This is a genomic window from Gracilibacillus kekensis (genome assembly GCF_900143085.1).
In the GTDB taxonomy this organism is placed as follows: Bacteria; Bacillota; Bacilli; order Bacillales; family Amphibacillaceae; genus Gracilibacillus; species Gracilibacillus kekensis.
The window spans coordinates 118,505-132,983 of sequence record NZ_FRCZ01000001.1; the positions used below are offsets into that span (position 1 = coordinate 118,505).

A 14,479-nucleotide genomic window follows, 5' to 3' on the forward strand; every position below is an offset into this window, starting at 1 on the left:
AGCAATTTTTTAAATGATTTACATCACAGCTGATATTCCAACCATTTTACAAACTCTACAATTGCGAATCGACTTACTTTATGTCCACGGCCAATTTCTTTTAAAAATCGAATATTTTCTGGATTTTTATAATGGTCGATTGCCTTTTCATAAAAGCTGTATGCATGATCAAAAGGAACTACCTTATCCTCCTCACCATGCCAGAAAAACAACGGTCTTCCAAATAGTTTTTCCATTTGTAATGATAAATCCATTTCTCTTAATTCATCCAACAATAACACAATCTGTTCTTCTGAAAGCGGTAATTCCTTGTTTTGTGAGGTCATAAAACCAATTAATTGTTGAGCATATTCCGTTATTTTAGGTGAACCCATCAGAATACCAGCAGTTTTTATCCATGAAAACTGTGTAAGTGCAGCAGCAGTGGTTATACCTCCCATACTTGTCCCAGCTAAACCAAATCGATTACCCTCGAGTAATTGCTTAGCGATTAACTCTTCATAGATGCTCTCAATATCATCTAAATTTTGCTTTACAATTTCAAAAAAGCGTAACTCTCTTTCTTGATCGGTAATCTCTTCTTCACGATCTCCGTGCAGCATCATATCTGGTAAGAGCACACGATACCCTTTTTCTGCCATTAAAAAAGCGAGTGGTAAATTATGTTCTTTCGCACTTGTAAATCCGTGTATATAGGTTAATGTTGGTAAAGATTGGTCTTTTTTTTCTTGATCCACTACATGTAATAATGGTATATCATTCCAAAATTCCTTACTAATTCCTATCATTGATAAAATCCCTTCTTCTAAACATTATTCATACTATAATGATATCTTTTCTATGGAAAACTTGCAAAATATAGAAATGAAAATTACAAGAACTTTACATGCTCTATAAAGAAATATAGACTATACTACATATAGTGAGGTGATAAAATGCAAACAAACAGACATTTAATTGCATTAGATTTAGATGGAACACTTTTAACAGAGAAAAAGGAAATCAGTTCTTATACGAAAGCAGTGGTTCAAGAAGCAATAAATGAAGGACATATCGTTGTAATAGCTACAGGCCGTCCACACAGAGCAAGTATTATGTATTACCACCAGCTTGGTTTGACAACCCCAATGGTAAATTTTAATGGGGCACTAATTCATCATCCGACAGATCATAAATGGGATGTATTACATACACCTTTACCAAATCGAACAGCGAAAAAAATAATCCAAACTTGTTATGACTTCGAAGTTAAAAATATTTTTGCTGAAATCCGAGACAACATATATTTAGACCGTTATGATGAGCAAATATTAAATATTTTCACAGAGCCCGACCAAGAAGAAATGATTACGATCGGCAGTCTAAAAAATCATTTAACAGAAGATCCCACATCATTATTGATTCATCCCAAGGATCACCATATCGAAGAATTAAGAGAGTATCTAAGCGACAAACACGCCTCTATTATCGAGCACCGTAAATGGGGTGTACCGTGGAATGTGATTGAAATTGTTCGCAAAGGCATTAACAAATCAGTAGGATTAAAAAAGATTGCTCATTATTTTCATATTCCAAACAGAAATATTATAGCATTTGGTGATGAAGATAACGATTTAGAAATGATTGAATATGCTGGAGTTGGTGTTGCAATGGGCAACGGCATTCAAGAATTAAAACAAATTGCCAACTACCAGGTAAAAACAAATGAAGAAGATGGCATTGGTGCTTTTCTTGCCGACTATTTAAAACTGGAAGTAACACCTACGATTGCCAAAGATCTATCTGAATAGATTTTCGGGAAAACAACCATAATAAGCATGAACATCAAATAGATGTTCATGCTTTTTCATTTAAACAGTTTTACTGATCAAAGGATCATGATGGTAATCCATTAGATAAGCCTAGTGATTCGAAAAACAGGAGGATCTTCGATGCAAAACCAAATGTTTCAGCAAGCCAAAAACGCCGTCAATCGTATGATGAATCGTGGCAATGGAAGCTTTAATGAAAAAGATAAACAAGCTGCCCAAAACGCGATTCAATCAGCCTACACGAATGCTACTGCCGAAGAGCAACAAGAGTTACAAGCACTAGAGCAACAATTGAAGCAACAGGACGAATTAAAATAAAGTAAGAATTCAATTAGTGGGGGTTTTTACTCCCACTAATTTATCAAAAGGATAGCGTCAATTTCCCTACCTATTTTATTTGATTAAAGCCGGGTAATATGGACGTTTCTCAGTGATGACCAGTATTCCCCTACACTGCAGCAAGGCTTGGCACTTTGCCAAGCCTGTTTTTGAATTATTTATGGACATGCAGAAAATTCGAAAAGTAAAACACAGATATTCCATAGAAAAGATGACCCATAGTCCATAACATTATTGCTATTCCATTTGTTAATGCAGGAGTTTCTTTTATAGCCAATATCGTCAATGGTATGTAACTACTCGCCGCAAGGAAACTTAATAACAAAATTAATAATAAACGACGAAACCACGTTTTGCAGAACTGCAGCATGATTAAATAAATATATACTAGCAACCAGGAAATAATTAGATGGAACAACCATTCTATCCATAATGACAACCGTATTCCCTGAAAGATAAAGTCTACATTCAATAGTAAAGTATAGACCTTCTCACCAGTTATTTTCTCCATCCACCAAAGTAAAAGACCTAATACAAAACCTGCAAACGTTCCAATAATGATGGACTTTATAAAATTATTTTTCATCTGAATCTCCTTCATTATCCACTACTTACTTAATTTCTTTCAATGTAGTATTGATTTTGATATGATGGATACAGTACGTTTTACGAGGAGGACAGACGATGAGTATACATGTGGAAGCAACACCAAATCCAAACGCATTAAAATTCACGAGTGACAAAATGATTTTTGAAGGAAATAATAGTATCTCTGTTATGCCAGGCCAAACAAGCGAATATGAGGTTCTTAATGAACTTATGAAGCTCGATGGCGTCGATAACGTCTTTGGGTTTCAACATTTTATTACAGTAAACAAAAAAATGGACGTTGAATGGGATAGCCTAACAGATCAAATACAAGAAGTTATCACACAACATGGTTATTAAGGTTTATTATATTCTATTAACGAACAAAGAATCGGGTACATGCTCGATCCTTTGTTCGTTTTTTGTTTCTATGGCATTTGGTCTAATTGTATCGGGTATTGTTCTGTGCGATCTTCTGAGTAAAGCAGCATAATCATTGTCCCATTTTCCGGCAAAAATTCTTCTGATATCGTGACATTGATTTCGAACGATTGCCAACCTTCGCCATCCACCGGTACTTCCGTTTTTTCAACCAAATAATTGTGACCATCTTCAACCTCATAATAAACATCACCTATTGAAGTATCGATTTCTCCGGTTACCAAATACTCTCCGTTGTTACCTTCGACTTCTATTGAACGAAAGGGCTCTTCTAGGCTATTTTCATCATTCGTCCCTTCCATTTCATTTAATGATAGTTCAATACTTTGAGTCAAGTGTTCTCCTTCTAATTCCTCGCCATTAATTTCTGCAGGTAACAGGGACATTTTTACCTGATAATCTCCAGCCTTTAAGCCATCTGTTATCTCCCATGTTTCCGTCCATTTTTTCATTTCTCCACTCTTTAGTGATTCTTCTATTAAAGCTTCTGTAAACATTTTCCCTTCGGAAAATTGATAAATTAATGCTTCTTCTTGATATACTTCAATTTCATATTGTTGACCCGAAGAAAACATGATATCAACAGCTTGTTCGTTTTTATTAACTAATTCAAAAGAAAAATCAATGCTTGTTTGCTTTTGTTCAGCTGAAACACTTAATTCTAGGTGATCCAGAATAGAATCCACATCCCCTTCGCTAGTTTCTGCTTTTTTTTCCTGTTCTATGTCTGAGGATGCTTCGACTTCTTCAGATTCAGAAGGTGTTTCCTCTTCTTGTGCTGTTCCACAAGCAGTTAATAGCAAGAATAGAAATAATACTATGAATAACAAAGCTTTTTTCATCTTCATTGCCCCCTTTTTTTACATTAGACGTCCAATAAGTACAAAAGTTTCAATCGTTTCTTCTAAAAAATCCATAAACGCCTGCTGTTTGTATTACATTTGTAAAAGCATTTTCATCTACTTCATGAATTATGCGTTCTAAATCGTATAATTCATACCTAGTAATAACTAAGTATAACATATGCTTATCTTCTTTCGTATAGGCGCCTTGCACAGGTAAAATTGTAATACCACGAATCATTGTGTCGTGAATTGCTTTTTGCAATTCATCGGCTTTTTTTGTGACAATCATGGCTGTTACTTTTTCATGACGAGTGTGAATGCCATCTATTACGCGTGTAGTTACATATAAACCTACTAATGTGTAGAGAGCATTTTCTGGTTCGTTTAATAGACCTGCAACTAAAATAATCATCCCATTAATCGCCATCAAATATCCACCGATAGGTTTATCTTTCATTCTAGACAGAATCATCGCTATAATGTCAGAACCACCAGTAGAAGCACCCCATTTTAATGTGATACCAACACCTACACCAGCAATCACACCGCCAAATACAGCGTTTAACATAATATCATTCGATAAATTGATAATTGGTAACACTTCTAGGAATAAAGAGGTGAAAATAACAGAAATGAAACTATAGATTGTAAAACCTTTTCCAACCATTAACCATCCAACAATAGCCACCGGAATATTTAACAAGAATAAGATAAGTCCTGTACTAATGTTCTCCATACCAAAATAATCAATAAAGATGGTAGAAATAATCTGTGAAATACCGGTAAAACCACTAGCATATACATTGGCACCAATCAAGAAAAAATTAAGCGCAATTGCATTTAAAATAGCACCCAGTACTACGATTATTATCCGTTTTGCTTGCATCAAAAACACATAAATTCCTCCTGTTCACACGGAATCTCTTCATGATTCCATACCCTTATTTACGATCTATTAATCTTTTTTGCAATAAGAACCCATCATACTAAATAACTATATCAACGCCAACTATTTTGATTAATTTGTGTTAAAGTGTACCACCCTTCATTCATGTTTTAATTATTTTTCTTGTTTATTAGTGTTTTTGAATGAGATTTGCGAACAATTACACGATTTAAAAATATGTTTTGACGTTTTTATAGGTAAGGCTTACACTTATAATAAGCAAAAAAGGGATCATACATACATGAGACCAAAAGGAAAAAAGGAGGGTTTATATTGTCAATTAAAATACTTGCCGATTCTGCATGTGATTTGTCTGCTGAGGATTTTCAAAAATATGATATTGAAATGTTACCATTAACAGTTCAACTAGATGGTGAGGATTACCAGGATGGAGTCTCTATTTCATCCAAACAAGTGTATGACGCTATGCGTGATGGTAAAGCTCCCAAAACTGCTCAAGTCAGTCCCCATCTCTTTAAAGAAGCCTTTGAAAAACACGCCAAGGCAGGAAACCAGGTCTTATATTTAGCTTTTTCTTCTGAGCTGTCTGGAACTTTTCAAGGAGCAAAATTAATGGAACAAGAGGTGAAGGAAGAATATCCTGATTTTGAATTGCATGTCCTGGATACTAAGTGTGCATCCTTAGGTTATGGTTTGGTCGTATTCAGAGCAGCAGAATTAGTTCAGTCTGGGGCTAGTTTGGATGAAGTCTTAGAGGTTAGCAAACATCACTATGAACATATGGAGCATATTTTCACAGTAGATGATTTGGAATATTTGTATCGCGGTGGACGTGTTAGTAAGACGCAAGCCTTTGTTGGTACATTACTAAAAGTAAAACCACTCTTACATATGGAAGATGGAAAATTAATACCACTCGAGAAAGTAAGAGGCTCTAAAAAAGTTTATAAACGTATTTTAGAGGTCATGAGTGAAAGAGGGACTGATTTTGAAAATCAAGTCGTTGGTATCAGTCACGGTGATGCTTCTGAAACAGCGGAACAAATAGCAGAAATGATTCGTGAAAAATGGACGGTTAAAGACATTAAAATTAACATGATCGGCTCATCAATTGGAGCCCATGCTGGTCCAGGAACCATTTCACTCTTTTTCTTAAACGATTCACCAAAATAATGTAAGACTTATTAAGAAAAAGGCTGAGCAATTTTATACATTGTTCAGCCTTTTTTAGCGCTTATCTAACATCTGTCAAAACGAGTTTAATGTTTTTTTATTTTTTTGGCTTTCGTTTTCTGCTATAAATATCTACCCATACTGCGAGAATCAGAATTGAACCTTTAACAATCGACTGCCAAAAGACATCAATATTCATAATACTCATGCCGTTATCCAAGCTCGCCATTACTAAAGCACCGATTACCGCTCCTGCAATGGTTCCGACGCCACCCATTAAACTAGTGCCACCGATGACACACGCAGCAATTGCATCTAACTCATACATCGTACCTGCACTGGTTGTAGCAGCATTAACACGTGCGGTCAGAATCAGCCCAGCAATGGCTGCCAATGTATTACCTAATACAAACACTGTTAGAATACGTCGTTTAATATTTATCCCGGATAACGAAGCTGCTTCTGGATTTCCACCAATTGCATAAACTTGTCGACCAAAAACAGTATTTTTCGCAATAATCGTAAAAATAATCGCCAGAAAAATGACTAACAGTATCGGAACCGGTATTCCCTGATAGGCATTCATTAACATAACATAACTAATGATAATCAAACAGAAAATTGCAATTTGACTAACCGTTAACTTTTTTGAAAAGACATCAAACCCATATTTTATCCGTGCATTTCGTTTCGTGATAATCATATAGGTAGTAATAATAATTGCTACAATTCCGATTCCTAAACCTACAGGAGAAGGTATATAGCCTTGACCGAGGATTTTTAGCCCAGGTGTTAGTGGAGCAACGGTCTGGCTACCGGTTATCCCTTGCAATATCCCACGAAAGATCAACATACCACCTAATGTAACAATAAAAGCCGGCACTGCCCTGTAGGCGACCCACCATCCTTGAAACAAGCCAATTAATGCACCCAACAGAACAGTAAGTAAAATGACGAGAATAGGATGCATCCCTAGCCATACATTTAAAATCGCTGCAACTCCACCGGTTAAGCCAACCAATGATCCAACAGATAAGTCAATTTGTCCAGCGACAATAATCATAACCATACCAATTGCTAGAATCGCTGTAACAGACATTTGCAAAAATAAATTGGAGAGGTTTCTTGGGGTTAAAAATGCATCATTTAACATGGAAAACAATAACCAAATTGCGACTAAAGCGACAATCATTGTGTATGCACGAACATCTAATTTGAATATTTTTTTCTTTATCTGCTTTTCTTCTACGTGTTCCTGAACTTCTTCCACCGCACTCATACTAACGTCCCTCCAGTTGCTGCCGTCATTATTTTTTCTTGAGTCACTTCGTCTGCATCAAATTCAGCTGCTTTACAACCTTCTGATATCACCATGATTCGATGACTCATTCCTATTACTTCCGGTAGTTCAGAAGATATCATAATGATCGCGACACCCTCTTTGACTAACTGATTGATAATATTATAGATCTCAAATTTCGCACCTACATCAATACCTCTTGTTGGTTCATCCAAGATCAGTAATTTCGGTTTTGTCATCAACCATTTTCCGAGTACTACCTTTTGTTGATTTCCTCCACTTAACTGACCGACTAACGTTTCTACCGAAGGAGCCTTTATTCTTAATGAGTCCAAATACGTATTACCGAAGTAAATCTCTTTGTTTCCATCTAAGAATTTCATTTTCGAAACCGCATCTAAACTTGCCATCGTCACATTATTTTTGATATCCATCCCTAGAATTAAACCATATCTTTTTCGATCTTCAGATACTAGAGCCATTCCGTGTTTAATTGCTTGTTGAGGAGTTTGAATTGTAGCCTTACGACCATTGATCCGCACCTCACCTTGGTTCACTCCTGCGTAGGAACCAAACAGACTCATTACTAGTTCGGTTCTTCCGGAACCCATCAACCCTGCTATGCCAAGGATTTCCCCAGCACGAACATGGAAGGATATATCATCAAGCACTTTTTTAGTTGGAATTATTGGATCCCAAATCGTATAGTTACTTACTTCCAATACCATCTTTCCTGCTTGTGTTTCTATTTTAGGGAACCTCTCTTTTAGTTCACGACCTACCATCAAAGAAATCACCTTATCTTCTGTTAATTCTTCAACCGGCTTAGTAGCAACGGTTTGACCGTCGCGTAAAATGGTTATTTGATCTGCAATGGAAAAAACCTCTTCGATTTTATGTGATATATAAATACAAGTAACGCCTCTTTTTCTGAATTCTCGCAAAATGTTTAATAATATCTTTACTTCTGTTTCAGTCAGGGCTGCGGTAGGTTCGTCCAGTATTAATATATGGGCATTCTTCGACAATGCTTTTGCTATTTCTATTAATTGCTGTTGCCCTATACCAAGAGACCCTGTAACGGTTTCCGGACTAATACCTTTTAATCCCACTTCTGCTAACCATTTATTCGTTTCTTTAAACATCTCATTTTTTTGAATAAAACCAAAGGTTGACGGCTCCTTACCTAGAATTAGATTCTCTGCCACGGTCATGTGCTTGACCATTGCTAATTCTTGATAAATAATAGCTATTCCTGCTTCTTCTGCATCTTTAATAGATTCAAAATGTCGCACTTTCTCATCTACTTCAATTACCCCTTGATAGTCACTTGTCGGAAAAAGACCACTTAACACTTTCATTAGTGTCGATTTTCCAGCACCATTTTCCCCACATAATGCATGGATCTCCCCTTTTTTCACACTAAATGATACGTTATCCAATGCTTTAACACCCGGAAATTCTTTCGTGATCGAATTCATTTGTAATGCATAGCTCAACTGCGGTACACTCCTTTCTATCACGATTAGAAAAACTCGGCATTCGTCTCGTCTTTTAGCGAGTGCCTAAGTCTTACTTATACTTGTTACATTCAAAAGTTCACTTCGTCGAGTTACTCCATCGCTAAAATTTTATGCTTTACTATTGTGAAATAACTGTAGAAATGTGCGGCGTTCACCCCACATTTCTACAATATACATATTTAGTTAATCTGCATTCTGATAAACATCTTCTTCTGAATGGAATCCATCAGCAATAATAGTGTCATCAATATTATCCTTGGTTACTGCGATCGGATCTAATAGAATGGAAGGAACATCAATTTGTCCATTATTCACCGTAGTAGTAGTTTCGATTTCCTCTCCATTTGCCATTTGTACAGCTAGTTCCGCCACTCGCTCTGCTAAATCTCTAATTGGTTTATAAACGGTCATGGTTTGTGTACCTTCTACAATTCGTTGTACAGCTGCTAACTCTGCATCTTGGCCAGAAACTGGAATCTCACCATCCATTCCTTGAGCTGCTAAGGCTTGGATAACTCCTCCTGCTGTACCATCATTTGCTGCAATAACCGCGTCTATATCATTGTCATTAGAAGTAAGTGCATTCTCCATATTAGCTAACGCTTCTTCTGGTTCCCAGCCTTTTGTCCACTGATCATATACAATTTCAATATCACCACTATCAATAAGTGGCTGTAAAATATTCATTTGTCCTTGTTTAAATAGGTGGGCATTGTTATCGGTATCTGCACCTTCAATTAATACGTATTTTCCTTGAGGTACTAACTCGGTAATTGCAGTTGCTTGCATTTCACCAACACGTTCATTATCAAAAGAAACATATAAATCGACTTCAGAATTTTTAATTAATCGATCGTATGAAATAACTGGAATGTCTTCTGCATGTGCCATTTCCACAATTGAGGCAGATACTTCGGCATCATGTGGAACAACTACGAGTAGATCTACACCTTGTGAAATCAAGTTCTCAGCTTGTGAAATCTGCTTTGCATCATCGCTATCTGCGGATTGAACATTTACGGTTGCTCCTAGCTCTTCAGCTTTAGAGACAAAAAGATCACGATCTCGTTGCCATCTTTCTTCCTGAAGTGTATCAAGTGAAAAGCCAATACTGATTCCATCTTCATTGGTAGCTTCTTCTTCACCTGAATTCTCTGTTTCTTCACTTTCATCTGTATTTTCTTCTGCTGGTGCATCATCTGTTCCCGTATCCTCACTGGATGTTTCCTCTTCTCCACATGCTACCAATAGTAATAAAAGTGCCAGTAACAAAATTCCAAAAACTTTCTTCATGTTTTCTCCCCTTTTCTTTTAAAATTTCTTTACAACTACCACTTTACTTTATAGAAAGCGCTTTATTAAGAACATTCAACTTCACTTTTTTACAATGACTAGCACATTTTTATAAAACAATTTCTAATGTTGTTTTATTGTGGCCGATAGTGCGCAGTTACTCTGCTACATCATAATGAATAGGCTTAGCTTCCTTCAATTGTAGAAAACAACTGTTCTTTATATTGACTAGGAGAAATGCCACAATTTTTCTTGAAAACTCGACTGAAATAGTTAGGATCCTTATAGCCTACAGTTAATGAAATTTCTTTCAAGCTCATCTGGTTTTGCTGAATGCATTCTTTCGCTTTACGAATACGACATTTTGTTAAATAATCAATATAACTAATGTCAAAGTGATCTTTATATAGTTTACTTACATAATGAGAGGTAACGTCAACCTTATCCGCCAGCCAATCTAATGTAATATCCTCCATATAATGCTGATCAATCAATTGTTTTACTTTCTTTGCAATACTAAAATCAATTTCTTGATTCATTTCAGCATATTGAGATTGTATGGTTGTTAAAAGACCTTCTGTTTCCACAAATAGTTGATCATAGGATGAAATTGTCCTTGATAATCGCAGTTTAGGGAGATGGATACCTAGCTCTACAAAATAACGGTATATTAACATTAAAATTTCCTCAATGTGAAATTTTGTTTCTTCGATATCACGATTGGTTTGTTGATATAAGCGAATTAAGCTTATAAATGTACTTTTTACCTCTTCCCATTTATTGTCGTGTAAGTGATCCAAAATTTCTTGTTCGATTTCGTATGCCCCGGTAAGATTTACTTCGGTCGTATCGTCAAAAAAACAGTAATTTGTTTGTTTTTTTACATTGATCGAAGCTCTCAATGATTGATAGTACGATTCTTTAATATGAAAAATATTCGATGAAAGTTGGCCAACCCCAAAAAAAACTCGAGTTTCTTCTTTCCTCGTAACTAATAACAATTGTCGTATCACTTTCATCGCGATAGTTTTGAAGTGTGCTTCTTGATTGTCCAGAAAAATAATTAGAGGAATTTGTTTGCCAGCAAAAGCTCCGAACCAACCTTTGGCTACTTGATGAAAAGTGTTTTTTAATTGAGAATACATATTCTCTCTTTTTTCACGATCCCAATTTTCCTCCACAAAATGTACAGATACGGCAAAGCAAGGAATAGTAGTTTCCATTTCAAATAACCGCATGCTTTCTTGAATATGCACTTCATGAAGGTAGTCAAATAACAGTTGGGAGACAATATCTGCTTCAACAATAGGTAATATTGCTTGGACATGATTCTGGGCTTGTTCGATACGTTGTTTTTCCTCTTTATCTTTTTCGACCTCAACAATAACTTTCTCTATTGCATGTACAATATCTTGTTCCTTACTGGGCTTCAATATATAGTTGCGAACTCCTAAACTAACTGCACGTTGCGCATAGGAAAAAGTGTCATAAGAGGAAACGATGACGATTTTCGGTTGATAATGCTGAAGTATGTGCTCAGAAGCTTTTAAGCCATCGACTACTGGCATTTTAATATCCATTAAAATGATATCTGGCTTCTTCTTAATAGCTAATTGAATAGCTTGTTTGCCATTTTCCGCGTGTCCGATAATGTCGATATTCTCTAAGTTATCTTGCAATATTTTTGTAAGTCCAATTCGTTCAATCTCTTCGTCATCACAAACTAACAATGTAATCATATGATTTCTCCCCTTTCTATTTTTTATTTAAGTCTCGCTATCCTTCCGTGAGGGGTTGAACACCCCTCACGGATGGAAGTCTCGCTTTATATAGTTTTAATGCTACACATGTGCCGATATTGGGTTTGCTTGTAATTGCTACTACATCATCTTCGCCGAAGAAAATACTTAGCCTCTTCACGACAGAATAGATGCCATGCGACTTGCGGCTTTGGTCAAATTGCATTAATGATTGTATTTTTTCGGATTCTATTCCTTTTCCATCATCCATAATTTCTACCATTATATAAGAAGGTTGCTCACTAATATTGATACTGATTGTCCCACCAAATTCTGATGGATCAATCGAATGGACAAATGCATTTTCAACAATAGGTTGAATCGATAAACTCGGTAATAAAATATCTAACTGGTCCGTTTGAATCGATAATTCAAATTTGACACGATTAGGAAACCTGGCCTGGAGAATCTCTATATACTCTTGAATAATATCTAACTCTTCTTGTAATGTGACTGGTAAGTCGAAATTTCGCAAATTATATCGCAACAGGTTAGCAACTGTAACCATTAAATTACTCGTTTCTTTTGCCCCTTCGACATATGCTTTTTTCGATAATGCATTAAGCGTATTGAACAAAAAATGTGGGTTCATTTGACTTTGTAACAGCTTTAATTCACTATCCTTTAATAATAATTCATATTCCTTCACTTCTTTTTCAAGCTTTGCTTTCGACTGAATTTCCTGAATTAATTCTTTAATGCTTTGCCTCATTTGATTAAAGGTATCTGCCAGAAAAAGCATTTCATCATTCGCTTTGACGTTAATTGGTCGATCAAAGTTACCTTTCGCTATTTCTTTCGCTCCCTTAATCAAGCTTTCAATTGACTTTGTAATGCCTTTTGAAAATAAGTAAGACAAAATCAACAAAAATACAAATACGGTACCAAGCGTGGTTACACCTAATTTGGTAATACTCTCACCTAAATGAATCATTCTTTCATAAATTTGCTCATGATCCGAAATCTCCATTTTTAATAAGGATAATGTAGTTTCATTCACGTATTGTGAAATATCTACGGATTCATCGTAAAATGTTTGTGCTAATTGATGCTGATTACTTTGTACTGCTCGTTCCATCATTTCCATCGTATTTAGTTGACTATCGATTATTCCGCGATAATTATCAATTAAATATTGATTATGTTCATTTTTTAATTGGAGACTTTGTTGATTTAAAATCATTAATACTTCTTGTTCAGTGTTCAATTTTTCAAGTCGTGTCGTACTCGGCTTCAATTTATAGTCATTTAATACCATTAGAACTGCTTGACTTTGTGTCGAAATTTCATTTAATAATAAGTATCGTTCTAATGTTACCTGATAGTATTTCATCGAATGATGATTTAAATAGCTAATGACAGCCCAAAAACTTGCCATCACAACGATAATACCCAGTGATAAAGCAACTATACGATGTTGTATCTTATTCACTGGCAACACCTTCTTTAGCGTCCAATTCATCTATAATGTGAATAGAAGTATACTTTTCCATAGGCAATGGTAGCTCTTCAGCAGCCAACCATTGTGTCATGAGATCCATACTTTTTGCACCTATTTGTTGGTAATCATGAGCAATTGCTATTTCCACTTCAGACTCTTCCATTAACTCTCGGACTTCCTCCGTTGCATCGAAGGAGTATATCAAATGTTTCTGTTTGTTTACTCTTGATTTAATCGTAGATACTACTTTTGATACTTCATTGCCGTTTAACACGATAAATGCATCAATTGCTGGGTATTGATTTAGTACTTCGTTCGTCTGTTCTGGTGCTGTCCAGATTCTGTCTTGGTTGGAGGCTAGTGGGTAGATAACTTCTATAGATGGATATTCTTGAAACGATTGATTCATGCCTAGCAGGCGATGAGTATTCATAAAGGAGGTCTGATAGTCACCGATAATTCCGACAGATCCTTTGTGGTCTAGTTTCTCCATAATAGTATTTGCCATAATTTTTCCGGAAAATTGATGATTGGAGCCTATGTATGTTTTTCGCAAACTATTTGGGACATCATTGCCAATCGTAATTACCGCAATCCCTTTTTTGGTTGCTTTATTAATTACTTGTCGAACATTTAAATCATCCACACCATACAGAATAATGCCATCTGTTTTAGACGAAATAGCCACCTCCACTTCCTTTACTAATTCTTGCGCTGTTTCATTTAATGTCCTTTTGATATCGAGATGAACATGTAATGCTTCGGCTGATGCGAGTGCCTCTTTCTCTACTAGCGCCATCTGCTCCTGCCTGATCCCGGGAATAATTAAGGTGATTCTTTTTTTGGGTACATCATCAAACACTGGATTTGTGTATGCTTCAATTTCTTGGAGTGTTGTCATTGTAGGCTTGTAAATCAAATAGATACGGTAAAAGGAAAAAAGCATACTAGCAGAAAAAACAGTTAAAACAAGGATCATTAACCATTTGTTCATGAATAAAACCTCTCTTTTTATGAAG

14 protein-coding genes are annotated in these 14,479 nt (G+C 35.8%); 4 read left to right on the forward strand and 10 right to left on the reverse strand.

All coding sequences use genetic code 11. The features are described from left to right. Nucleotides 1-23: 23 nt before the first annotated feature. A complete protein-coding gene (locus tag BUC25_RS00570; RefSeq protein ID WP_073198671.1) occupies nt 24-788 on the reverse strand; it encodes a prolyl oligopeptidase family serine peptidase in 765 nt (254 codons plus the stop codon). 147 nt (nt 789-935) lie between these two features. On the opposite strand from BUC25_RS00570, the gene BUC25_RS00575 reads away from it, so the two are divergent. After that, entirely contained in the window at nt 936-1,790 is an 855-nt protein-coding gene (locus BUC25_RS00575; protein ID WP_073198673.1) for a Cof-type HAD-IIB family hydrolase, read from the forward strand. A gap of 141 nt (nt 1,791-1,931) precedes the next feature. Continuing rightward, entirely contained in the window at nt 1,932-2,129 is a 198-nt protein-coding gene (locus BUC25_RS00580) for a DUF3813 family protein (RefSeq protein ID WP_073198676.1), read from the forward strand. Nucleotides 2,130-2,304: 175 nt separating this feature from the next. Here the strand turns inward: BUC25_RS00580 and BUC25_RS00585 are convergent, their stop codons facing one another. Next, nucleotides 2,305-2,736 carry a hypothetical protein gene (locus BUC25_RS00585; RefSeq protein WP_073198678.1) on the reverse strand — a complete coding sequence of 144 codons (432 nt, stop codon included), beginning with the start codon at nt 2,734-2,736 and terminating at the stop codon, nt 2,305-2,307. Between the two features lie 98 nt (nt 2,737-2,834). Here BUC25_RS00585 and BUC25_RS00590 point away from each other — a divergent pair, with 98 nt between their 5' ends. After that, the gene (locus BUC25_RS00590; RefSeq protein WP_073198680.1) at nt 2,835-3,098 is read left to right on the forward strand and encodes a NifU N-terminal domain-containing protein; all 264 of its coding nucleotides are present in this window, start codon (nt 2,835-2,837) and stop codon (nt 3,096-3,098) included. A 68-nt stretch (nt 3,099-3,166) separates the two neighbouring features. Here the strand turns inward: BUC25_RS00590 and BUC25_RS00595 are convergent, their stop codons facing one another. Together BUC25_RS00595 and BUC25_RS00600 are read right to left on the reverse strand one after the other, a co-directional pair. After that, nucleotides 3,167-4,021, reverse strand: a complete 855-nt coding sequence (locus BUC25_RS00595; protein ID WP_073198682.1) for a BsuPI-related putative proteinase inhibitor — start codon at nt 4,019-4,021, stop codon at nt 3,167-3,169. A gap of 49 nt (nt 4,022-4,070) precedes the next feature. After that, complete coding sequence (locus BUC25_RS00600) at nt 4,071-4,919, reverse strand: YitT family protein (protein ID WP_073198684.1); 849 nt, start codon at nt 4,917-4,919, stop codon at nt 4,071-4,073. A gap of 324 nt (nt 4,920-5,243) precedes the next feature. On the opposite strand from BUC25_RS00600, the gene BUC25_RS00605 reads away from it, so the two are divergent. Beyond that, nucleotides 5,244-6,104 (forward strand): DegV family protein, encoded by an 861-nt coding sequence (locus BUC25_RS00605; RefSeq protein ID WP_073198686.1) that lies wholly within the window; start codon nt 5,244-5,246, stop codon nt 6,102-6,104. A 97-nt stretch (nt 6,105-6,201) separates the two neighbouring features. Here the strand turns inward: BUC25_RS00605 and BUC25_RS00610 are convergent, their stop codons facing one another. The 6 genes from BUC25_RS00610 to BUC25_RS00635 all read right to left on the reverse strand — a co-directional run bounded on the left by BUC25_RS00610 (nt 6,202) and on the right by BUC25_RS00635 (nt 14,454). Further along, entirely contained in the window at nt 6,202-7,383 is a 1,182-nt protein-coding gene (locus BUC25_RS00610; RefSeq protein WP_073198688.1) for a sugar ABC transporter permease, read from the reverse strand. After that, a complete protein-coding gene (locus tag BUC25_RS00615; RefSeq protein ID WP_280174025.1) occupies nt 7,380-8,903 on the reverse strand; it encodes a xylose ABC transporter ATP-binding protein in 1,524 nt (507 codons plus the stop codon). The genes BUC25_RS00610 and BUC25_RS00615 overlap by 4 nt, the downstream gene beginning before the upstream one ends. A gap of 207 nt (nt 8,904-9,110) precedes the next feature. Continuing rightward, complete coding sequence (gene xylF / locus BUC25_RS00620; RefSeq protein ID WP_073198690.1) at nt 9,111-10,220, reverse strand: D-xylose ABC transporter substrate-binding protein; 1,110 nt, start codon at nt 10,218-10,220, stop codon at nt 9,111-9,113. Nucleotides 10,221-10,405: 185 nt separating this feature from the next. Next, nucleotides 10,406-11,959 (reverse strand): response regulator, encoded by a 1,554-nt coding sequence (locus BUC25_RS00625; RefSeq protein ID WP_073198692.1) that lies wholly within the window; start codon nt 11,957-11,959, stop codon nt 10,406-10,408. Between the two features lie 37 nt (nt 11,960-11,996). Beyond that, complete coding sequence (locus tag BUC25_RS00630) at nt 11,997-13,451, reverse strand: sensor histidine kinase (protein ID WP_073198694.1); 1,455 nt, start codon at nt 13,449-13,451, stop codon at nt 11,997-11,999. Then, the gene (locus BUC25_RS00635) at nt 13,444-14,454 is read right to left on the reverse strand and encodes a sugar ABC transporter substrate-binding protein (RefSeq protein ID WP_073198695.1); all 1,011 of its coding nucleotides are present in this window, start codon (nt 14,452-14,454) and stop codon (nt 13,444-13,446) included. Before BUC25_RS00635 ends, BUC25_RS00630 begins: the two co-directional genes overlap by 8 nt. Between the last annotated feature and the right edge of the window lie 25 nt (nt 14,455-14,479).